At 61.9% G+C, this 20,741-nt stretch carries 18 protein-coding genes; 9 read left to right on the plus strand and 9 right to left on the minus strand.

Annotated elements, in window-relative coordinates; all coding sequences use genetic code 11:
• Positions 1–2: 2 nt before the first annotated feature.
• Complete coding sequence (locus OVA24_RS12240) at positions 3–1,403, minus strand: glycoside hydrolase family 183 protein (protein WP_267670099.1); 1,401 nt, start codon at positions 1,401–1,403, stop codon at positions 3–5.
• Positions 1,404–1,485: 82 nt separating this feature from the next.
• Between OVA24_RS12240 and OVA24_RS12245 the strand changes: the two genes are divergently transcribed.
• The 4 genes from OVA24_RS12245 to OVA24_RS12260 all read left to right on the plus strand — a co-directional run bounded on the left by OVA24_RS12245 (position 1,486) and on the right by OVA24_RS12260 (position 5,746).
• Positions 1,486–2,211, plus strand: coding sequence for an aminotransferase class IV (locus OVA24_RS12245; RefSeq protein WP_267670100.1), 726 nt, complete (start codon positions 1,486–1,488; stop codon positions 2,209–2,211).
• A gap of 73 nt (positions 2,212–2,284) precedes the next feature.
• On the plus strand, positions 2,285–3,325 hold the full coding sequence (locus OVA24_RS12250) for a sugar phosphate isomerase/epimerase family protein (RefSeq protein ID WP_267670101.1): 1,041 nt from the start codon (positions 2,285–2,287) through the stop codon (positions 3,323–3,325).
• A 116-nt stretch (positions 3,326–3,441) separates the two neighbouring features.
• On the plus strand, positions 3,442–4,524 hold the full coding sequence (locus tag OVA24_RS12255; protein WP_267670102.1) for a Gfo/Idh/MocA family protein: 1,083 nt from the start codon (positions 3,442–3,444) through the stop codon (positions 4,522–4,524).
• A 67-nt stretch (positions 4,525–4,591) separates the two neighbouring features.
• Positions 4,592–5,746 carry a Gfo/Idh/MocA family protein gene (locus OVA24_RS12260; RefSeq protein ID WP_267670103.1) on the plus strand — a complete coding sequence of 385 codons (1,155 nt, stop codon included), beginning with the start codon at positions 4,592–4,594 and terminating at the stop codon, positions 5,744–5,746.
• Between the two features lie 7 nt (positions 5,747–5,753).
• Here OVA24_RS12260 and OVA24_RS12265 read toward each other — a convergent pair whose 3' ends face one another.
• From OVA24_RS12265 to OVA24_RS12300, 8 genes are all read right to left on the minus strand, one after another.
• Complete coding sequence (locus tag OVA24_RS12265) at positions 5,754–6,632, minus strand: DMT family transporter (protein ID WP_267670104.1); 879 nt, start codon at positions 6,630–6,632, stop codon at positions 5,754–5,756.
• A gap of 35 nt (positions 6,633–6,667) precedes the next feature.
• Positions 6,668–7,552 (minus strand): metal ABC transporter substrate-binding protein, encoded by an 885-nt coding sequence (locus tag OVA24_RS12270; protein WP_267670105.1) that lies wholly within the window; start codon positions 7,550–7,552, stop codon positions 6,668–6,670.
• 118 nt (positions 7,553–7,670) lie between these two features.
• Positions 7,671–8,681, minus strand: a complete 1,011-nt coding sequence (locus tag OVA24_RS12275) for an endonuclease/exonuclease/phosphatase family protein (RefSeq protein ID WP_267670106.1) — start codon at positions 8,679–8,681, stop codon at positions 7,671–7,673.
• A 13-nt stretch (positions 8,682–8,694) separates the two neighbouring features.
• Entirely contained in the window at positions 8,695–9,009 is a 315-nt protein-coding gene (locus tag OVA24_RS12280) for a Sec-independent protein translocase subunit TatA/TatB (RefSeq protein WP_267670107.1), read from the minus strand.
• Between the two features lie 90 nt (positions 9,010–9,099).
• The gene (locus tag OVA24_RS12285) at positions 9,100–10,308 is read right to left on the minus strand and encodes a peptidylprolyl isomerase (protein ID WP_267670108.1); all 1,209 of its coding nucleotides are present in this window, start codon (positions 10,306–10,308) and stop codon (positions 9,100–9,102) included.
• 21 nt (positions 10,309–10,329) lie between these two features.
• Entirely contained in the window at positions 10,330–12,051 is a 1,722-nt protein-coding gene (locus OVA24_RS12290; protein WP_267670109.1) for a 4-alpha-glucanotransferase, read from the minus strand.
• Positions 12,052–12,120: 69 nt separating this feature from the next.
• Positions 12,121–16,794: a glutamate synthase large subunit gene (gene gltB, locus OVA24_RS12295; RefSeq protein WP_267670110.1), complete on the minus strand. Its 4,674-nt coding sequence runs from the start codon at positions 16,792–16,794 to the stop codon at positions 12,121–12,123.
• Between the two features lie 140 nt (positions 16,795–16,934).
• Positions 16,935–17,795 carry an alpha/beta hydrolase gene (locus OVA24_RS12300; RefSeq protein WP_267670111.1) on the minus strand — a complete coding sequence of 287 codons (861 nt, stop codon included), beginning with the start codon at positions 17,793–17,795 and terminating at the stop codon, positions 16,935–16,937.
• Between the two features lie 89 nt (positions 17,796–17,884).
• On the opposite strand from OVA24_RS12300, the gene OVA24_RS12305 reads away from it, so the two are divergent.
• From OVA24_RS12305 to OVA24_RS12325, 5 genes are all read left to right on the plus strand, one after another.
• Positions 17,885–18,763 (plus strand): hypothetical protein, encoded by an 879-nt coding sequence (locus tag OVA24_RS12305; protein ID WP_267670112.1) that lies wholly within the window; start codon positions 17,885–17,887, stop codon positions 18,761–18,763.
• Positions 18,764–18,939: 176 nt separating this feature from the next.
• Entirely contained in the window at positions 18,940–19,470 is a 531-nt protein-coding gene (locus OVA24_RS12310; RefSeq protein WP_267670113.1) for an SRPBCC family protein, read from the plus strand.
• The gene (locus tag OVA24_RS12315) at positions 19,467–19,904 is read left to right on the plus strand and encodes an SRPBCC domain-containing protein (RefSeq protein ID WP_267670114.1); all 438 of its coding nucleotides are present in this window, start codon (positions 19,467–19,469) and stop codon (positions 19,902–19,904) included. Before OVA24_RS12310 ends, OVA24_RS12315 begins: the two co-directional genes overlap by 4 nt.
• Positions 19,901–20,308: a VOC family protein gene (locus OVA24_RS12320; RefSeq protein ID WP_267670115.1), complete on the plus strand. Its 408-nt coding sequence runs from the start codon at positions 19,901–19,903 to the stop codon at positions 20,306–20,308. The genes OVA24_RS12315 and OVA24_RS12320 overlap by 4 nt, the downstream gene beginning before the upstream one ends.
• A 15-nt stretch (positions 20,309–20,323) precedes the next feature.
• Entirely contained in the window at positions 20,324–20,710 is a 387-nt protein-coding gene (locus tag OVA24_RS12325) for a hypothetical protein (protein WP_267670116.1), read from the plus strand.
• Positions 20,711–20,741: the final 31 nt, after the last annotated feature.

Consider the following 20,741-nt stretch of genomic DNA (forward strand, 5'->3'; position numbering starts at 1 on the left):
GGCTACTTGCGGGCTGGCACCAGCTTGGGATCGTCGAGATCCAGGCGGTAGAGGATCTGGTTGTAATTGAAACGCGGAGTGGCGGCCGCTTTGTCTGCGAATTCCGCCGTGTACGTTCCCTCGAACAGGATGAATGGTGCATCCGGGGCGGTGAGTTCGTGTTGGATCCGTGGATTGTAGAAGGTGTAGTTGCGGTGCGACAGCACCTTCACTGCGGTGCTCCATGGTCCCAGCGGTGAATCCGCCTCCGCATACCAGATCTCTCCGAAACCGGACGGCTTTCCATGGTTCTGGGTGAAAATGGTGATCCAGCGCTGCCGGTGGGCGTTCCAGCAGACAGAGCCGCGGTGGGGGGTGATTTCATTTTCCCCCGCATCACGCGGGGAGGAGGGTGCGGGAATCTCCTGCCACTTCGACGGATCCTCCCATCCCTCATAGGTGGCGGGACATTTCATCGAGGGAAAGGGGTCTCCGAACAGCAGCCAATCGCTGCCGTCCTGATCCTTCCACGGGAAGGGATGCCCGCGCGGAATGAGCGGCTTTTTCCCATCCCCCTTCTTCCAGATGCGGTGAACGGAGGTGAAGATCCCGCGCTCATCATCGAAGGCGCACAGGCCGACATCGTATTCGTCCAGGTGGTTCTCGATCTTGGAGTAGGTGGCGACCAGCCGCTCACTGCCGCTGCGGTCCTTCACGCTTGTCATCGCCCCCAGCCAGGTCGGTCCGGGACCTTCCAAAGGGGAGACACCCCGCAGCTTGCCATCCGTCTTCAGGTAGTCGTAGCGGAGTGCGAGGGGGGGCTGAAATTTCGCCAGCGGCAGGAGAGGGGATGTGGCCGCCGTCGAGTTGAAGTTCCCGAGCGGATACTCCGGAATGCTGGTGTCCCCCCACAGCCAAAAAAGCCGGTCCCGGTAGCGGCTCAACAGCACGGAATCACTGCCCATGACCCCGGACTCCCCGATGGGTGCCGTCTCCCCGAGCTTCTCCAGATGGTTGAAAAGTCCCGCCCCCGTCAGCCGTCCCAGCCGCTTGGCGACCATCGTCCGCTCGACCTCGACGCGGGCTTTCTTCCCACGTTCCACCTGCACCCGCACTCCTGCGCTGCCAAAGCCGTCCGCCTTCACCTGATAGCCGTCGGAGGAAACGCCGAGCCAGATCTCCCGGCCGAACAGGTCCGGTTCATCGATGGCGGCGAGGCCCGCATTGTCCGTGAAAATGGAAAGGTGGTGCGTGGTGCGCAGCTCCACCAGCGGCACCGGCCAGCCGTTCTCCCGGTCCACCACCTCGATCCGGAAGGGCTGCTCCGCACCGGCGGCGGGCAGCGCGCACAGCGCCCATGCTGCGGCCTTGCAGGTCAGCAGGACACGGATCATCGTCCGCCTGATGTCGGATTTCTGGTGCAATGGCGGATGGATCGGGGCAGAGGAATTCACGCTCCCTCCTACGGACCGTGGAGTCATTCTTGGTCTGGCTATTTTTGAAACCATGCTCGCCGTGGATGGAAGGCCGAAATTCATCCCGGCGCACCTGAAACGGTGGGAGGAAAGCTGCCACCGGTTGGGCTGGAAGTTCCCGGACATCGGTCTGGAAGCCATCGGCACGGAGCTGCTGGCGCGGAATGGACTGACGCAGGGCAGGGGCAGGCTCCGCCTGACGATGACCTCCGGTTCCGGGTCGGTCTTCACCAAGGACGCCGGCACTGATGCCCTCACCTGGATCACCGCCACCCCGGTGGATGCCCCGCCTGACAGCGTCTCCGTCCTCCTATCCCCATGGCGGCGGAATGAGAGATCGCCGTTGGCCGGGCTGAAAACGGCGTCCTACGCGGAGAACATCCTGGCGCTGGACCATGCCCGCGCCGCCGGGTTCGACGAGACGCTATTCCTCAACACCACGGGCCAACTCTGCGAGGCGGGCACTTCGAATGTCTTCATCGTCCGGGGAGGGCGTGTGCTGACCCCATCGCTCGACAGCGGCTGCCTGCCGGGGGTGATGCGCTCCGTCATCATCGGTCTGATCGGAAAGATGGACCTGACCTGTGTGGAAACGTCCCTCGGAAGCACGGATCTGGAGGAGGCGGACGAAATTTTCCTCACCTCCGCCATCCGCGGACCGGTGCCGGTTTCCCGGTTCGGGCAGCGGGCATTTCCGGCCACTCCGGTGGCGGATTCCGTCCGGGCCGCGTGGCGGGACGAAATTTGCCGCCGCTGAGCGGATGTTTTTGCTTTCTCCACCGTAATCGTTCCCCTCAACCTAGCCGGGCAAACCCCGACTCCATTCAACCATGTCACGTCCTGTCACTCTCTTCACCGGTCAATGGGCAGATCTGCCGCTTGAGAAACTCGCGGCTCTCGCCAATGAAATGGGCTACGATGGCCTGGAACTCGCCTGTTGGGGCGACCACTTCGATGTGGAAGCCGCGCTCGGCAGCAAATCCTACGTGAAGGAAAAGTGGGAGCTGCTCGCCGACCACGGACTGACCTCCTACGCGATCTCCAACCACCTCGTCGGCCAGGCGATCTGCGACAACGTGGATGAGCGGCACAAGTCCATCCTGCCGGAAAGCGTCTGGGGAAATGGTGATCCGGAAGGTGTCCGCAAGCGCGCCGCCAAACACATGGCGAACGCCGCCAAGGCTTGCCGCAAATTCATCGACGCGAAGCCGAAGGGCGACGACTTTGATTTCCCCGCCGTGGTCAACGGCTTTACCGGATCCTCCATCTGGCACTCCATTTACGCCTTCCCTCCGACCAATCAGGCCTACTACGAGAAGGGCTTCAAGGATTTCGCGAAGCGCTTCGGCCCGATCCTCGAGGCCTTCGAGAAAGCGAACGTCAACTTCGGTCTGGAAGTCCACCCGACGGAGATCGCCTTCGACATCGTGTCCGCCCGCCGCGCGCTGGAAGCGGTCGGCAACCACAAGCGCTTCGGCTTCAACTTCGACCCGTCCCATCTCGGCTATCAGGGTGTGGACTACGTCCGGTTCATCCGTGAATTCGGCGACCGCATCTATCACTGCCACATCAAGGACGCATGGTGGGGCCATGGCGACGGCACCGTCGGTGTCTTCGGCGGCCACACCGACTTCGGCGACCCGCGCCGCTACTGGGACTTCCGCTCCCCGGGCCGTGGAGATGTCGATTTCGAGGACGTAATCGTCGCCCTCAACGACGTCAAATACCGTGGACCGCTCTCCGTCGAGTGGGAGGACGGCCGCATGGACCGCGTCCATGGCGGTGCGGAGGCATGCGCCTTCGTCCGTGGCCTCGACTTCCCCGGCAGCGACGTCATTTTCGACGCGGCCTTCGACCGCAAGAACCAATGATTCAATCAAACCGCGAATGCACGCGAATCAACGCGAATAAGAAACTCTTCATTCGTGTCTATTCGCGTTAATTCGCGGTTGAAATACTTCAAGCAACCCATCTAACAGAACACATCATGTCCATCAAAGTAGGAGTCATCGGAGCGGGCGGAATGCTCAAATACCACGCCGCGGGTTTCCGCGCCGCGGGTGCTGAAATCGTGGCTGTCGCCGACCCGGCGCCGGGTGCCGCCGAACGTGCGGCCCAGACCTGGGGCATCGCGAAGCAGTTCGACTCCGTCGACAAGATGCTCGCGGAGTGTCCGGAGCTGGATGCCATCAGCATCATCGTCCCGAACAAATTCCACGCGCCGCTCGCGCTGCAGGGCCTGAAGGCCGGCAAGCACGTCTTCTGCGAAAAGCCCCCGGCCCTCAACGCCACGGAGATGAAGGAACTCATCGCCGCCGCGGAGGCCTCCGGCAAGCGCTTGATGTTCAACTTCAACAACCGCGCCCGTCCGGAGTCGCAGGCGATGAAGAAGTATTGCGAGGACGGTACCGTCGGCACCATCAACTCCGCCCAGGCGAAGTGGATCCGCCGCACCGGCATCCCCGGCTTCGGCGGCTGGTTCACCAGCAAGGCATTCTCCGGTGGTGGCGCGGTCATCGACCTCTGCCACATGATCGACCTGTCCATGTATTTCATGGGCTATCCGGAACCCGCCCATGTGCTCGCCAACACCTTCGACACCTTCATCACAGACAAGGGCTTCAAGGGCCCATGGGGCATCCCTGACCGTGCCGATGGTGTGAACGACGTGGAGGCGGCCGCACACGGCTTCGTCACCTTCAAGACCGGCCAGGTCCTTTCCCTCCAGGTTTCCTGGGCGGAGATGGTCAAGCGCGAGGAAGTCTCCGTCGTGTTCCAAGGCACCAAGGCGGGCGGCAAGGTCGAGCGTCTCTTCGGCCGTGACGGTCTGGATGAAACCGCCATCGACACCTGCGAACTCTACGTCCAGGAGAACGGCAACAGCGTGAACCGCACCATCGTCACCACGGAGTGCGAGGACATGGGCCGCAGCGGCTCCGCCCAGAACTTCATCGAAGCCATCGAAGGCAAGGCCGAGCCGTTCAACGAGCCGGTCCAGGCCCTCCGACTGATGCAGATCATCGACGCGATCTACGAGTCGGCGAAGACCGGTGCTCCTGTCGCGATCTGATATGGATCACAAAGGCCGGGACTTCATCGTCCCGGCCTTCTTCTTTTACCCCAACGTCATTTTTCCTATGAACCGCAAACTCCGCATGGGCATGGTCGGCGGCGGCCGTGGCGCCTTCATCGGCGCCGTCCACCGCATGGCCGCGAACCTCGACGGCCAGATCGAACTGATTGCCGGAAATTTTTCCTCCGACCCGGAGAAGTCGAAACTTTCCGGCGGGGACTTCTACCTAGATCCATCCCGCGTCTATTCGTCCTACGAAGAGATGGCGAAAAGGGAGGGCGCGAAGCCTCCCGGCGAGCGCATCGACTTCGTCAGCATCGTCGCCAGCAACAACCTCCATTTTCCGGTGGCGAAGACGTTTCTGGAGAACGGCATCCATGTGGTGTGCGAGAAGCCGATGACCCTTTCGCTGGAGGAAGCGAAGGAACTGAAAGCGATCGTGGAGAAGTCCGGACTCGTCTTCGCGCTCACGCACAACTACACCGGCTACCCCATGGTGAAGGAAGCCCGTGCCATGGTGAAAGCCGGCAAGCTGGGCCGTTTGCTCAAGGTCGTCGCCGAGTATCCGCAGGGCTACGCGGTCACCAACCTCAAGGAGCAGGAGAACACCAAGATCGGCAGTTGGCGCGCCGACCCAAAGAAAGCCGGTGTTTCGAACTGCATGGCGGACATCGGCATCCATGCGGAGAACCTCGCGCGCTACATCAGCGGACTCCATCTGGAGGAAGTCGCCGCGGATCTCAACACCTTCATCCCCGGCCGTGTGCTGGATGACGATGGCAGCGTGCTGCTGCGCTATGAAGGCGGCGTCCGCGGTGTCCTCTACGCGTCCCAGATTTCCACAGGTGATGAGAATGCGCTCCACGTCCGCATCTACGGCACGGAGGCATCCGTCGAGTGGCACCAGGAACACCCGAACGAGCTGATCGTGAAATTCGCCGACCAACCGCGCCAGGTCTGGCGTCGTGGCAACAGCTACAACGGCCCTGAGGCGCAGAAGAACACCCGCATTCCGTTCGGCCATCCGGAAGGGTTCATCGAGGGCTTCGCCAACATCTACGCCGCGGTGACCGAAGCGGTGCGGGATTCGCTCAAGGGCGAGTTCAAGCCGGGCACCTATGATTTCCCAAGCGTGGATGACGGGGTGGAAGGTCTCGCGTTCATCGAAGCAACGGTGAAATCCTCCGCCGCCAACGCGGCCTGGACGAAGCTGCACTGAACCAATTTCATGCCACCGGTTTGCGTGTCATCCGCACGCAGACCGGATGGGCGATGTTCGCGATGAGGATCGTCCCCAGTCCCACGTAATACATCGGCGTGAGCTGCTTGTATTCGCCGAACAGCAGTGCGGCGGCGATGATGCCGTAGAGCGGCTCGAAGCTGATGGCGAGGTTCACCGTGTAGGCGCTCAGGGTTTTGAGCAGCCGGATGTGGAAGCTGTGGGCGAACACCGTGCAGCCGAGCGCCAGTGTCAGCAGCCACAGCCAGTCGGCACCCTGCCACTGGAGCAGGGATCTTCCCTCTCCCAGCAAGGGGAGCAGGACGAGGGCGGCGGACAGCGCGCCGAGCATCTCCCACATGACCATTGTCAGGGGATCACCACCGGTGGTCACCAACCGTCGGTTCAGCACCGGAAACACGGCCGCGAGGAAGGCACTGAAAAGCGCGACCGCGAGTCCCGCCAGATCCTGCCGCTGGATCGCTCCGGCGATGGTGCCAACGCCGGCGAGGATGAGCAGTCCGAGCAAGACCTCGAACGGGCGCACGCGGCGCTTCTCCAGCCAGGGTTCCGTGAGGGCGGTGAAGAGAGGCATCGCCGCGAGTCCGGCGAGACTGATGGACACGTTTGTCATCTTCACCGCCTGGAAGAAGCTGATCCAGTGAATGCCGACGATCACACCGACTCCGAGCAACGCTCCGGCAGAGGCTTTGCCCGGCCACAATGACTGCCGCCTGACGATGGCCACCCAGGCCGCTGCTCCCAGTGCGGCGATGGAGGTTCTCCAGATGACCACCCCAACTGCAGGGAGCGAAATCACCTCACCCAGCAGCGCGGTGGCTGCCAGCAGGAGGACGAGCAGATGGAGTTGGACGTAGTTCTTCACGGCGGTCGGACCAACCCGTCCGCGGGAACGCGACATCACTCCGGCTTCAGCGCGGTGACGATCACCGTGACGTTATGCTTCACCATTTCCTCGTAGCTGGCAACACCGGTGCCATCGGCGATGAGAGGCCCAGCCAGCTTGATGCCGGTGTCCTTGGTCAGGGTTTGGAGGATCTTGGGGTTGGATTCCTTTTCGGGGAAGATTGCGGCGACCTGGTGTTCCTTCAGGTCGGAGATCAGCTTGGACAGTTCCTTCGGCCCAGGCATCTGCTCGCGGTTGATGCCTTGGACAGGGTGGGCGGTGAACCCGAAGTCCTTGCAGAAGTAATTGAAAGCGGCGTGGGCGGTGGCGAGATGGCGGCGTTCCCTGGGCACTCTCGCGACCTCTTTTTTGGTCCAGCGTTCCAGTTCATCCAGTTTGCCGCGGTAGGCGGCGGCATTCTTCCGGAAATCTTCCGCACCCGCAGGATCCGCCGTGGAGAGGGAGTCCGCGACGACATTCGTAGCCCGCCTGAAGAGATCGATGGAGTGCCACCAATGCGGGTCCAGGCCATGCTTGTGGTCATGGTCGTGGCCGTCATGGTCATGGTCGCATTCACCTTCCAGCGCGGGGAGGGTGGCACCGACTTCCACCACGGTGGCCTTGCCGCCGACGATGGTTTTCAGCTTGGGCAGGTAGCCCTCCAGGCCCATGCCCGCGACGAGGTAGAGCTTCGCGCCGTCGGACTGGGTCAGGCTTTCCGTGCTCGGTTCGAAATGATGGGGATCCCCGTTGGGACCGATCAGGTCGATGACCTCCACCCGTTCACCGCCGACGCTTTTGGTGATGTCCGCCAGCAGGGGATGCAGGACGGCCACCTTGAGTTCGGCGGCGGTCGCCGACGCGAGCGAAAACAGCAGTGAGAGGAGCAACGGGCGCATGGCTGGCCCAGTTTCGCGCAGAATAGGTATTCTCGCAAGTAGATTGCGATAGTGTTTCTGGGCTGTGATGGCAGGGACCGCATTCCATGCGGTCAGTGCCTAATAGAACGGTCCCTGCCTAACGGAAGACCGCCAGCACCGCCCTGTGGTCGGAGGCTTTCGCCCATTCCGGGTCATCCAGAACCTTCGCCTTCGGGAAAAGGGTGTCCGGCTTGAGGCTTTTGCTCACCGCGATGAAGTCGATCCGGGAGTAGATGTCGTGCAACGCCCAATGGTGGGTCCAGCGGGTGCCGGCCGAGTCCTCCGCCGGGATGGCCGTCAGATACCCTGGATCATTGTAGCTGCCTGTGATGTTCTTTCCGGATACGCTGGAACGGGTGTCATTGAAGTCCCCATAGACCACCAGGCGCTCCTGTGGATTCTTCGCGAAGATCGAGTCCACATGCTGCCGCAGCAGCAGTGATTCCGCCCGCCGCATCTCCTCCTCGTCACCCTCCTCGACCTCCCGTTTGGATTTGAGGTGGCAACCCAGGAAACGGAAATTCCGGCCATGGATGTCCACGGTGACGTCCAGCACGCTCCGGTTCCAGAAGTAGAGCTTGTTCTGGAGGTGATACTCCGTCTTCTCCGGCTTGCCGGTGGCGGAGATGGGGTAGCGGGAAAGGAATCCCAGATGCCTCACGGGGTCGGCGCCTCCTGTGAAATGGGAGTGGGGGAGATCGACTCCAGCTTCCTTCAGCAGTTGCTGGATCTCCGCCAGATCCCCCGCGGTCCCGATCTCGCAAAGCCCGATGATGTCCGGCGAATGGCGCGCCAGGATGGAGATCACCGCCGCCTTTTCTTCATCGGGCTTTGGCTTGGACTCAAGCGTCTTGCCATTGGCGTAGCGGTTCGTCACCAGCCAGTTCTTCACGTTGTAGGCGATGAAGCGGATGTCCTGGCGTTGTCCCCGGGAAACCGGCTCCGTTGCCACCGGAGTCGCAACCGGGGCGGGGGAGGTGTCGGTGGCCGTTTTTCCCCATTCCGGGGTCTGCTGGTGGTCGCAGGATACCGCTCCAAAAAGAAGCACCGCCAGCAGCGAACGGCTGGCGGTGCCTGTGAGAATGATATTCAGGAAACGGGAGATCACGTTTCCTGGTGGGTCAGACGTCCCGTGGCTCTTTGCCGGAGGCTTCCTTGACGGCGGCTTCGGATTTCAGCTTGGCGATCTCGGCTTCGAGTTCTTCCTTGCTCTTGCCTTCCGGCTTCGCGGCGGCGGCGCGGCGGCTGTCAGCTTCCGAGCGGGTGATTTCGTATTCGAAATCCTCACGGGCCTTCTTGAATTCGCCCATGCTCTTGCCGATGCCCCGGGCCAGTTCGGGAAGTTTCTTCGCTCCAAAGAGAAGCAGGATCACGACGAAAATCATGATCATTTCAGGACCACCGATCGGTCCGAGGAAGGCAAGTGTTGCGTTCATAGGTTCAGCGTAAGCGCCCGCTTGCGGGCATGCAAAGGAATATACTGGGATGGTGGGAAACTCTTTCGGGTGATTTTGGAACGCCGGAAACTATTTGGTGATCGAAACCGTGCCGAGTCCCGCGAAGAACCAAGCACTGCTTTGGTAGCTGTATCCACAGAGTTTGTGGGTCCCCAGATTCGTGGTGGGTGTGGAACCTGTGAGCGATGCACTGATCTTGAGTGGGACGAGCCCGGGGATCTCGACAATCAGGTCGTAGGGGGAATGGGATTCATAGACATGGTCGATCTCCCTGGGCGTCGTCTCACCGTTGAAAACTGCCGTGCCGCCATCGCCGGCCGCGTTGAATGTGAGTATCAGGGAATTCCCCGGCCAGTTCACCGTGAGGGTTTTCCCGGAAAGCGATGCGGGGATGAAGGCGTCGCTGTTCACGGCATCGGCGAACCGGTAGAACTGCTTCTCCGGATACTGGCCGAAGCCGTATGGAACTGCGATGGGGAACGGCACATTGCCGGGGCCACCCAGGCCGGCGTAGTCCTGTGTGGCGAGTTCCCAAGTCTCGAGATCTTCCGAAACGTAGGTGGAGGTCGTCACTCGTTCGTCGCGTGGCATTCGCGGAACCGCCTGCACCAAGGTAGGGAGATCCAGATCCAGATCGTAGGGCGTGGGCTGGAGCTCCGGAAGATTCTGCCCATGGACGTCGAATGCGGTGGCTGCGGTGCCGACCCTCCGGATCGTGACGGACTGGAGGACCACGGGCGTGTTCGGTTTCCACGCAGTGACCGCCACGGCGTTGATCTGGTCCACGACATCCCTTCCGGAGGTCACCACACCGAATACCGTGTGCATGCCGTCCAAGTGCTCGAAATTGTCCGTCGGGTTGCGGGGAACGGTGACAAAGAACTGTGAGCCGTTGGTGTAGCCGCTGGCATTCGCCATCGAAATGACATAGGGGGAGTGAACGGGGCCACCGACGGTTTCGTCAGGGAAATTGTAGCCTGGTCCGCCTCCGCCGGTGCCGAGTGGGCAGCCCGCCTGATTCATGAAATTGGCGACGACCCGGTGGAAGATCAGCCCGTTGTAGAATGGCTTGTTCTCCTGGATCACTCCCGCAGGCGATACCCATTTCCGTGTGCCTTCCGCCAGGGTCACGAAATTCGCCACCGTTTTCGGGGCAACGGTATAGTTCAGTTCACACGTGAAATCCCCCATGCTGGTGGAGAAATCCGCATAGATCTGCGCCTTGGCGGCGGAGGAACAGAGAAAAATCGCGGCGGAGGTGAGGGTGAACCACTTCATGAACGCAGGCAGGAAAGCAGATCATCCCCGCCGTGTCACCCCGATGATGGAGGTGAGTTTACTGCCGATTTCGACCAACTTCGGATCTTGCCTGATCTCCTCGATGGTCCATGGCAGGCGGAATTTCCAGTTCTGTCCCCCGTGGCTGCCCGGGCGGTTGATCCGGGCCTCGATCCCGAACAGCTCGGCCACCGAGAGGACGGCGTAGCGGGAGTTCGACGCAAACAGGGCCTTGATGAGCCGCCAGTGCACACCGTCGGTAAATGGCGGGAAAACCCCGTTCGCCGGGATCGGAATGCCAGCGAACTCCGAGAGCAATCTCAAGGTGTGGCGGGCGTGGTCCGCATCCCGGTGGTGGTCGTGGTTTGGTTCGTAGAGGCTGCGGTGGACGGCCTCGTGGCACCAACGCCACACCGTGTTGACCGGATCATGGTCATGGGTCGAGTAGGTGGCGAAGCTGCACTCCGGAAAGCGGTCGCCCGTGACGGCATGGCCGTGGTCACTGTCCCAGTGGGGGATCCGGAATCCGGCGATGCCCAGGCTGGCCAGGTGGGGGCGGACATAGCCGGGAACCCAGCCGAGATCTTCCGCGATCACTTCGGCATCCCCGATCCCGGCCAGGATGTTGCGGAGTCTCAGGTCTCCGTCCAGACGATTGGCCTCTTCGTTCTCCGGGCTGTCATCCGGTCGCCGGGACCAACGCGGGAGCCGGCCTCCAGTCAGTTCAGCCGCTTGCTCGATGCTGGCATCAATGAACTCATGGTTCCGCGAAGGCGGCCACGGGAAGGAGTAGATGCGGTAGAAGCCGAGGATGTGGTCGATGCGGAAGATCCGGAAAATGTCCGTCATGCGGTGGACCCGCGCCTTCCACCAGGAAAAGCCGTCTTTCTCCATCCGGTCCCAGCGGTAGAGGGGGATGCCCCAGTTCTGTCCCCACTGCTGGAAGAATTTGTCATCCGGGACCATTGGCTCCGGAGGGGAGCCGCCGCAGAGATCCAGATGGAACTGGTTCCGGTCGAAGAACGTGTCCGTGGAATGCCAGCTCACCCCGATGGGGATGTCACCCATCAGTTTCACCCCCCGTCCGTCCGCATGTCGGCGGAGCGCCCGCCATTGCCGGAAGCAGAGCCACTGGACGAAGGAGAAGTATCCCAGTCTGTCATCCGCGTCAGGTCCCTTTGACCGTTCCACCGCCAGAAAGCGGCGGGCACCTTCCGGGCTCTGGCAGCCGGTCGGCCAGAAGTTCCAGGAGAGAGATTCGCCGTGGATCTCCATCAGCCACCGGAAGAGGGAGTAGTCCTCCAGCCAGGCTTTCTCGGCTTCCCTGAACTCAGCAAACTCCGCTGACTCTGGGACTGTCCATTCGTGGCGCCGTTCCCATCCTGCCTCCAGAAGCTTTCGCTTCAATCGTCTGATTGAAGAATATTCAACTTCATCAGAATGAGATGATTCAGTTAATTTTTCCTGAATATCAGAAAAATCTGAATTTTGTAATCCCGGGACCTCTTCAGGAGAAATGGTGAGGTAGATGGGATCAAGGGCGATGGATGAGATCGCACTGTAGGGACTCTCATCCGGGCCGTTCTCGTGGATCGGCAGGAGCTGGATGAAGCCGACATGATGGTCGGCGCACCAATCGACCCAGTGCCGGAGGGCCAGGGTGTCGCCCACGCCGAGGTCGCCTTCGCGCCTTGCGGAGAAGGCGGGAAGCAGGATGCCGGAGGTGCGACGATGTGTTTCCAAGGGGTTTTATTGGAAATGAAGCGGAGGAGCACTCGTCGTGGCTCCTCCGCTCTTGGGTGAATCAGGATCTTATTTCGCCCCGACCGGAGTGGAGGCGGCTTCGTGCTGCTCTTCCGCGGCCTCGAGCGCGGCGCGCTCCTTGGCGATGACCCGGACGAGCTTGCGTGAGGACTCCTCCCAGGCAGCGAGGAGCTTCTTGCCCTGCGCGCTGCCGGTGGCGGCGACGTGCTGCTCGATGAGAGACTTCACCTCCGCGAGGTCCTGCGGACGGGTGACGGGAAGGGCGACGACCATCTCGGAGTTGACCCGCGAGAAGAACTTGCCGTCCACGTCGTAGACGAACGCGGCGCCACCGGACATGCCCGCGCCGAAGTTTTTCCCGGTCTTGCCGAGGATGACGACGGTGCCGTTGGTCATGTATTCGCAGCCGTGGTCGCCCACACCTTCCACGACCGCCAACGCGCCGGAGTTCCGGACCGCGAAGCGCTCGCCCGCGCGCCCGTTGGCGAACAGGCGTCCGCCGGTCGCGCCGTAGAGGCAGGTGTTGCCGCAGATGGCGTTGGCCGCTGCATCGAAGCTTGCGTCTTCCGTCACGCGGATGACGATCTCGCCGGCGGTCATGCCCTTGCCGACATAGTCGTTCGCCTCACCGAAGATTTCCAGCTTCACGCCGGCCACCAAGAAGGTGCCGAACGACTGGCCGGCGGTGCCGCGGCAGACGATGTGGATGGTGCCTTCGGGAAGCTTGCGGTCGCCATGGAGTTCGGCGATCCGCCCGGAAAGGCGGGTGCCGATGTTCCGGTCCGTATTGACCACGTCATACTCCAGCCGGACCGGCGGCCGGTCAGGCAGCAGCTTGAGGGCATCGAGAATGGCGGCCGGGGTCGAACCCGCGCCGTATTCCGGGATTCCTGCCGGCTGGTCGGATCCGGTGAGGTTCTTCACCAGGTCGGCGATGATCTTGAGGTCCAACGCGGGCTTGGTGAGGCCGTCGTTCCGCTCGTGGGTGCGGATCCGTGCGATCTGGTCCAGCGGACGACCGGTCTGGGCGGAGAGATCCGGCACGACGTCCTTCAGGATCGCGCTGAGATCCAGCGTGTTCGCCTTTGGGTGGCCCGGAACCTCGCGCTGGGCGAGATACTCCGGGCGGCCGATCAGTTCATCCAGCGTGCGGATGCCGATCTTCGCCATCCACTCACGGGCTTCCTGGGCGACACCGTTGAAGTAGTTGATGACCATTTCCGGCGTGCCCTTGAACTTGGCGCGGAACTTCGGATCCGTCGTCGCGACACCCACCGGGCAGGTGTTGAGGTGGCACTTGCGGACATACACGCAGCCCATCGCGATCATCGCGGTGGTGCCGAAGTTGAACTGCTCCGCGCCGAGGATGGCGGCGATGACCACATCCCGTCCGTTGCGGATGCCGCCGTCCGTGCGGAGGGTGACTCGCTCGCGCAGGTTGTTGATCAGCAGCGTCTGCTGGGCTTCGGCCAAGCCGAGTTCCCATGGGGAACCGGCGTGCTTCGTGGACGAAAGCGGGGAGGCACCCGTGCCGCCGTCGTGGCCGGAGATCAGGATATTGTCCGCAGAGGCTTTTGCCACACCGGCGGCGACCGTGCCCACCCCGGACTCGGCGACGAGCTTCACCGTGATCCGGGCGCGTGGATTCACTTCCTTCAGGTCGTGGATCAGCTGCGCGAGGTCCTCGATGGAGTAGATGTCGTGGTGCGGAGGAGGAGAAATGAGCTGCACGCCGGGCTGCGTGTTCCGCAGGCGGGCGATCAGCGCGTTCACCTTGTGGCCGGGAAGCTGGCCGCCTTCGCCGGGCTTCGCGCCCTGCGCCATCTTGATTTCAAGCTCGTCAGCGTTGACGAGGTAGAAGGCGGAAACACCGAAGCGTCCCGACGCCACCTGCTTGATGTAGGAGCGGGCGTAGTCGCCGTTCGGGTAGGGCTGGAAGCGGACCGGGTCCTCACCGCCCTCGCCGGAGTCCGACTTCGCGCCGATCCGGTTCATGGCAATTGCGAGGGTTTCGTGAGCCTCCGGGGACAGCGCCCCTAGGGACATCGCGGCGGTGGTGAAACGGCGGCGGATGGACTCGATCGGTTCGACTTCCTCGATCGGCACCGGACCGCTGGCGGCAGGGACGAATTCGATCAGGTCTTTGATCGCCACCGGGTTCACTTCCAATGAGACACGCACATATTCCTCGTAATCTTCGGCACGGCCGGATTTCACGTAGGTGTGGAAATTCTTGATGTTCTCCGTGGTGAAAACGTGGCGCTCACCGGACTTCCGGTAGCGGTTGTAGCCCGGGTCGCCCAGGTCGAGGGTCTCACCGGCGGGAACCTCCGACTCATAGGCCGCGCGGTGGCGGATGAGGGACTCTTCCGCGATCTCGGCGAAACCGATGCCGCCGATCTTCGAGGAAACGCCGGTGAAGGAGAACTCAACGACGTCGTTGCCGATGCCGATGGCCTCGAAGGTCTGGGAACCTTGGTAGGAGTTGAGGACGGAGATGCCCATCTTCGACATGATCTTGAGCAGGCCCTTCTCCAACGCCTTGCGGTAGTTGGACATGGCCTTCTCGGTGCTGATGTCGAGCTTGCCCTTGCCCTTGTCCGCCGCGACGAGCTGGCGGACGGTGGCGTAACCGAGATAAGGGCAGATGGCGGTCGCCCCGAAGCCGAAGCAGCAGGCGATCTGGTGCACGTCCCGTGCTTCGCCGGTCTCCACGACGAGGGAAGCACGCATCCGCTTGCGGATCCGCGTGAGGTGGTGGTGGATCGTCCCGATCGCCAGCAGCGTCGGAATCGGCACCTTGCCGGCGGAGGTCGCCCGGTCGGAGAGGATGAGGATGCTGTGGTTCGACTTCACCGCTTCCTCCGCCTCGAGGCAGAGCTTGTCGAGGCGGATCTTGAGGCCTTCGGCACCGCTGGAGGCGGCCCAGGTGCAGTCGAGTGTCACGGCGGGGAAACCTTCCTCGCCGAGGTCCTTGGTCTTCTCCAGCTCGTGCTCGAACAGGATCGCGCTTTCCAGGCTGACGGTGCGGCAGTGGCCGGGGGTTTCCTCAAGGAGGTTCCGCTCCGGTCCGAGGCCCGCGCTCAGCGACATCACCGCCCATTCGCGGATCGGGTCGATCGGCGGGTTGGTCACCTGGGCGAAGAGTTGCTTGAAGTAGGTGTAAAGCAGGCGCGGGTGGGTCGAAAGTACCGCCAGCGGGATGTCATCACCCATGGAGAACACGGCCTCCTGCGCGCCCTTGATCATCGGCGGGAAGACCATGTCCAGTTCCTCCAGGGAAATGCCGTGGGCAACCTGCTGGCGGGAAAGGTCCAGCGGGGTGAAGTCGATGTCCGGCGCGTGGGCGGACGGAGAGACGAACTTGCGCAGTTCCAGGCGGTTCTCGTCGATCCAGCGGCGGTAGGGCTTCTGCTGGGCGAGCTCTTCCTTGATCTCACGGTCCATTTTCAGCTCACCGGTCAGGGTGTTCGCGGACATCATCTGGCCCGGGCCGAGGCGGCCTTTGCGGACGATGTTGGAGTCCTCGAAGATCACCGCGCCCGCTTCGGAGCCGATGTAGAGGATGCCGTCGGCGGTCACCTTGTAGCGCGACGGGCGGAGGCCGTTCCGGTCGAGGGAGGCACAGAGCTTCGTGCCGTCAGTGAAGACCAGTCCCGCAGGACCGTCCCAAGGCTCGGAGAAAGAGCGGGTGTATTGGTAGAACGCCCGCAGATTGTCGGAAATCTCCTCGTCGTTCCGGTAGGCGGGTGGCACCAGCATGCACATGGCATGCTCCGGGGAGCGTCCGGACAGGATCAGCAACTCCAGCGCGTGGTCGAGTGAAGCGGAGTCGGATTCGCCATGGCGCATGAGATCCTTCACCAGATCGATCTCGTCACCCCAGATCGGGGAGGAGAAGAACTCCTCGCGGGAGGTCATCCAGTTGCGGTTGCCTTCCACGGTGTTGATCTCCCCGTTGTGGCACATATTCCGGAACGGCTGGCCGAGCGGCCACGCCGGGAACGTGTTGGTCGAGAAACGCTGGTGATAGAGGGAAATCGCGATTTCGTAGTCCGGATCCTGCAGGTCCAGATAGAACGCGCGCAGGGCGGCCGGCATCGCCAGTGCCTTGTAGGAAAGCAGGCGGCTGGAGAAGGACGGCATGTAAAAGCCGTGGACCTCCTTCGTCCGGTGCTCGATCTCGCGGCGGCAGAGGTAGAGCTGGCGCTCATAGACATCCGCCTCCATGCCGGCGGGCTTGAGGAGAAGCAGGTGCTCGATATGGGGGCGGCTCGCCTGGGCGATCTTGCCCAGCGCGTCCACATCCACAGGCACCTCACGCCAGCCGATGCGGGTGATGCCGCGCCGGTCGGTCACTTCGGCGGCGATGTTCTTGATGTCCGCAGCCGCGCCTTCGTTGTCGCGGGGGAAAAAGAACACGGCCACGCCGAGGTCGGCCTCGTTCTCCAGCTTGTGGCCGAGCTTCTCGGCAGCCTTGCGGAAGAGCGGGTAGGGGATCTGGGTCAGAACGCCGGAGCCGTCACCGGTCTTCATGTCCGCATCCACCGCACCACGGTGGGTCATGCAGCAGACAGAGGTCAGGGCGTGGTCGAGAATCTGATAGCTGCGTTTTCCCTTCAAGTGGGCGATGGCGCCCATGCCGCAGTTATCATGTTCCTGGGAAAGCCGGTGGAGTGAACCGGGAACGAGCGGGGTGCTTGAATGGTAGAACGGATTCATCTGGGATTCTCTAAATCAAAGAGGTAGAAGCCGGAGAGGGGACAGGTGGTCCCTACCTCCGGCGCTGGCCGAATAAAAGCGACCGGGGAAGGTCTGCCAAGCAGGAATTGTGCCCGGAATGTGGTGGGCACCGCTGGAATTCACAAAACCGGGCCTTCGTCCGGAGTCCCGGACTCCGGACCCAACAGCCCGTGCTTGACCAGAAAGCGGTCCATCGCCCCGATGGTCAGTTCGAAGTTCAGGTGGCTGACATTGAAGTTGAAGAAGCTGTGGTCAGCCCGTTCGAAATCAACCAGTTCAATAGAATTCCGTCTCCAGCGCAGCCGACGGCGGAATTTGTCCACCTCATCGAATGGGGCGATCCGGTCGGCCCGGCCGTGGAAAACCAGCATGGGAGGAAGTTTGCCCCGAACCAGTGACGTGGGACTCAGCCGTTTGGCGGTCTTGGTATCCGGGAAGCGGGCGGCGTGAGGGGATCTCGGCCCGGTGTTCACGGTCGCGCTGAAAAGGACCAGGGCCTGGGGCCGGCAGTCCACGCCTTCCACCGTCGGGAGATCCTTCTCCTTCGGCATGGTGGTCAGGAGTGCCAGATAGGCGCCACCCGCGGCACCGCCGATGGTGATGCGGGCCGGATCGATGTTGAGTGTCTCCGCATTCAGGCGGATCCAGCGGATCAGTTCGCGGGCGTCCTCGATCGCTTCCACGGGACCGGTGCCATGGCGGGATGCCGTGCGGGTCTCCGCTGCCACAGCGACCGCGCCCCGGCTGGCAAAGTGGAGGCAGTGAGGGACGAACTGGGTGGGCATGGGGGTGTCCCAGAAGCCACCATGGAAGAATACCACCGCGGGCCTGGGGGTGGTGCTGACACCCTCAGGCTGGAAAACGTGCGCGAGAATTTCACCCTGTGGGGTGGAGTGATAGGCATAGGAGGCGGAATCCTTGAGCATCTCACGTTCCCGCGCCTCTCCGATAGGTGCCACCTTCTGCAAAATGCTGCTCATACCAATAAAAATGCGGCTCTCCCAGACAAGTGGGGAGCGGCGCGATTTGTTTGTTGTGGAAAGGTGCCTCTTGTCCAATCTTTTGCCGCATGATCCGTGCATTTTTTACGATTTTCTTCTCGCTTACCTTGATCGCCGCAGCCCAGGAGGATCTCCGTCCGGCCCTGGAAACGACGTATAGCACCTGGCGGCAGGCAATCATCAGCCGTGACTACGCGGCGTGGGAGCGGGCCACCGCCAGCAACCGTCGGATCGAGGTGCGGAACCTCATCTACTCCGAGAAGCGGCCATTTCCGGGGAGCATTTTCAATATCCCGGGGGCTCCGCCCGCCTTGCAGGGGCTCAAGTTCCTGGAAGCCACCCAGAGCGGGCCGACAGCGAAGGCATCGTATTTCGGGAAGATCGATTTCCAGGTGGATGGTACCCCCACGGACAACCTGTTGGTGCTTTCCTTCATCCGTGAGGGGAACTCCTGGCTCTATGATCGGGCGGACTTCGTGAACCTGGTGGCCCTGCCCGAAGTAAGGCGGGAACTGGCTGAGGGAAATCTGGAATACCTGAAGGAAACCCCCGAGGCGCGTGCGTCCGGGCAGTTGCCCCCACCAGCGATCCCGGTCAATCCTGCGAAGTACATCGCGAAGGTGTACGTCTTCTCTCCCGGGCGTGAGGTGCACGTGCAGGTCAACAAGGTCAGCCGCCACCGCTTTGCCAATGCGAAGGACGCGCAGATCGTCATTGGCGGGCTGAAGGACGGAGCGAACGAGGTCCAGTTCTCCGTGAAGAAACTGGAGGGTGGCAAGGGCACTGAGGCGATGACGATCCGTGTCTACCTGTTTTCCGAGGTCGAGGGCGTGAAGCCGGTCAAGGCATTCGAATACCAGCTTGCGGAAGGGGAACAGCCGAAGGATTTCGGCACCCAGATCTTCAACGTGGACGACATGATGGTCCGCCAGATCACGGGCAAGTGATTTGACCCGGACGGGTATTTTCAGTGGGGAGAGAGATTTTTGCGAAAAAATCGGGGAAGGATGTCCTCGATTTCGGATGCCGTTCGTCGTGATATTGGAAAGGGGGAAGTTGCGGATTCATCGATGCCACCGGCATCATCGGAGCGCTTTTTCCCCGAGCCGAAATTCCGATCATCATGACCAAGAAAATCCTCGCCGCAGTTGCCCTCCTCATCGCTGTCTTCGTGATCTACGTGGCCAGCCTCCCGGACGAGTTCCGGGTCTCCCGCAGCACCACGATCAACGCCCCGCCATCCACCGTTTTCCCGCTCGTCAGTGATCTGCGGGCATTCCAGACATGGTCTCCCTGGGCGAAGATGGATCCTCAATCCAAGGTCACCTACGAAGGCCCGGCGTCCGGGGTGGGTTCCTCCTTTTCCTGGCAGGGCGGCAAGATCGGAGAGGGGACGATGGCGACTTCCGAGATCAGGCAGGATGAATTCATCCGGTTCATGCTGATTTTCCGCAAACCGTTCAGTGCCACGAACACCGCAGAGTTCACTTTCAAGCCGGAAGGGGACGGTACGGTGGTGACCTGGTCGATGGAAGGCAGGAACAACTTCCTGGCGAAGATCTTCAGTGTTTTCATGGACTGCGAGAAGATGATTGGGGGACCGTTCGAGCAGGGGCTGGCGGATCTCAAAACCCTTTCCGAAGCGAAACCATGAGTGCGGAAGGGATCCACAGCAGCCGCTCCTTCGCCGTTTCCCGGGAGCGCCTCTATGCTGCCTTCGCCGATCCTGAACAGGTGGCCATCTGGTGGGGACCGGCAGGGTTCACCAATACCATCCAAGAGTTCGATCTCCGGCCCGGCGGTCACTGGCGTTTCACGATGCACGGCCCGGATGGCCAGACCTATGAGCAGGACAAGACGTTCACGGAACTGATCCCAAATGAGAAAGTCGCTTTGCGCCACCACGGACCGGTGCATGGTTTCCTGATGGAGATTTCCTTCCACGACGAAGGGGCGGGCAGCCGGTTCGACTGGCTCATGCGCTTCGATGATCCCGCTGAGGAGGCGAATCTCCGTTCCTTCATCACGAAAGCCAACGAAGAGAACTTCGACCGCCTCCAATCCCACCTCAACTCCCACTCCGCATGAACCGCCTCATCTTCATCAATCTGCCGGTCAAAGATCTCCAGCGATCCATGGATTTCTTCAAGGCCCTCGGCTTCGACCTCAACCCCCAGTTCACCGACGAAACCGCCGCCTGTGTCGTCATCAGCGATGTCATCCATGTGATGTTGCTGACGCACGACAAGTTCAACGGCTTTGCCCCGAACCCCATCAGCGACGCCCGCTCCGTCACGGAGGTTCTCAACGCGCTTTCCTGCTCCAGCCGGGAGGAGGTGGACGACCTCGTCCGCAAGGCGGTCTCCGCCGGAGGCAACACCTACAACGAGCCGCAGGACCACGGCTTCATGTATGGCCACGGCTTCCAGGATCCGGACGGCCACGTCTGGGAGGTGTACCACATGGACATGTCCGCCATCCCGCAATCCTGAACTCTCCATAATGCCATGAAACATATCCCCAACATTGTCGGAGGCCTGCTTGGCCTGATGTTTGTCTTCGCCGCTTCGATGGTTCTCTTCAAACTGGGACCCACCCCTCCGGCGCCACCGGAGGGTTCTCCGCCAGCCCATTTCATGGCGGCGTTCGGGCCGACCGGCTACCTGACCTTCGTCAAGGTGTGCGAACTGGTCGGAGGTATCCTGGTGGCGATCCCGAGAACCAGAAACTTCGGCCTGCTGATCCTGGGGCCGATCATCATCAATATCATCGCGTTCCACGGCTTTGTGACCGCAGGGGTGGGGTTGCTTTCTCCCATGCTCATCCTGATCTGCCTCGCCGCACTCTACCTGCTGTGGGTGGGACGCCGCCAATTCCTCGCATTGAAAAACTGACACACCACCAAACCACGAACCCACCACGATC

Origin of the sequence: Luteolibacter sp. SL250, from assembly GCF_026625605.1 — a bacterium.
GTDB lineage: Bacteria > Verrucomicrobiota > Verrucomicrobiia > Verrucomicrobiales > Akkermansiaceae > Luteolibacter.

Coding starts and splice junctions, on each gene's coding strand:
- OVA24_RS12245 (WP_267670100.1), top strand. CDS start 1,486: ATGCTCGCCGTGGATGGAAGGCCGAAATTCATCCCGGCGCACCTGAAA.
- OVA24_RS12250 (WP_267670101.1), top strand. CDS start 2,285: ATGTCACGTCCTGTCACTCTCTTCACCGGTCAATGGGCAGATCTGCCG.
- OVA24_RS12255 (WP_267670102.1), top strand. CDS start 3,442: ATGTCCATCAAAGTAGGAGTCATCGGAGCGGGCGGAATGCTCAAATAC.
- OVA24_RS12260 (WP_267670103.1), top strand. CDS start 4,592: ATGAACCGCAAACTCCGCATGGGCATGGTCGGCGGCGGCCGTGGCGCC.
- OVA24_RS12270 (WP_267670105.1), bottom strand. CDS start 7,552: ATGCGCCCGTTGCTCCTCTCACTGCTGTTTTCGCTCGCGTCGGCGACC.
- OVA24_RS12280 (WP_267670107.1), bottom strand. CDS start 9,009: ATGAACGCAACACTTGCCTTCCTCGGACCGATCGGTGGTCCTGAAATG.
- OVA24_RS12285 (WP_267670108.1), bottom strand. CDS start 10,308: ATGAAGTGGTTCACCCTCACCTCCGCCGCGATTTTTCTCTGTTCCTCC.
- gltB (WP_267670110.1), bottom strand. CDS start 16,794: ATGAATCCGTTCTACCATTCAAGCACCCCGCTCGTTCCCGGTTCACTC.
- OVA24_RS12300 (WP_267670111.1), bottom strand. CDS start 17,795: ATGAGCAGCATTTTGCAGAAGGTGGCACCTATCGGAGAGGCGCGGGAA.
- OVA24_RS12305 (WP_267670112.1), top strand. CDS start 17,885: ATGATCCGTGCATTTTTTACGATTTTCTTCTCGCTTACCTTGATCGCC.
- OVA24_RS12310 (WP_267670113.1), top strand. CDS start 18,940: ATGACCAAGAAAATCCTCGCCGCAGTTGCCCTCCTCATCGCTGTCTTC.
- OVA24_RS12315 (WP_267670114.1), top strand. CDS start 19,467: ATGAGTGCGGAAGGGATCCACAGCAGCCGCTCCTTCGCCGTTTCCCGG.
- OVA24_RS12320 (WP_267670115.1), top strand. CDS start 19,901: ATGAACCGCCTCATCTTCATCAATCTGCCGGTCAAAGATCTCCAGCGA.
- OVA24_RS12325 (WP_267670116.1), top strand. CDS start 20,324: ATGAAACATATCCCCAACATTGTCGGAGGCCTGCTTGGCCTGATGTTT.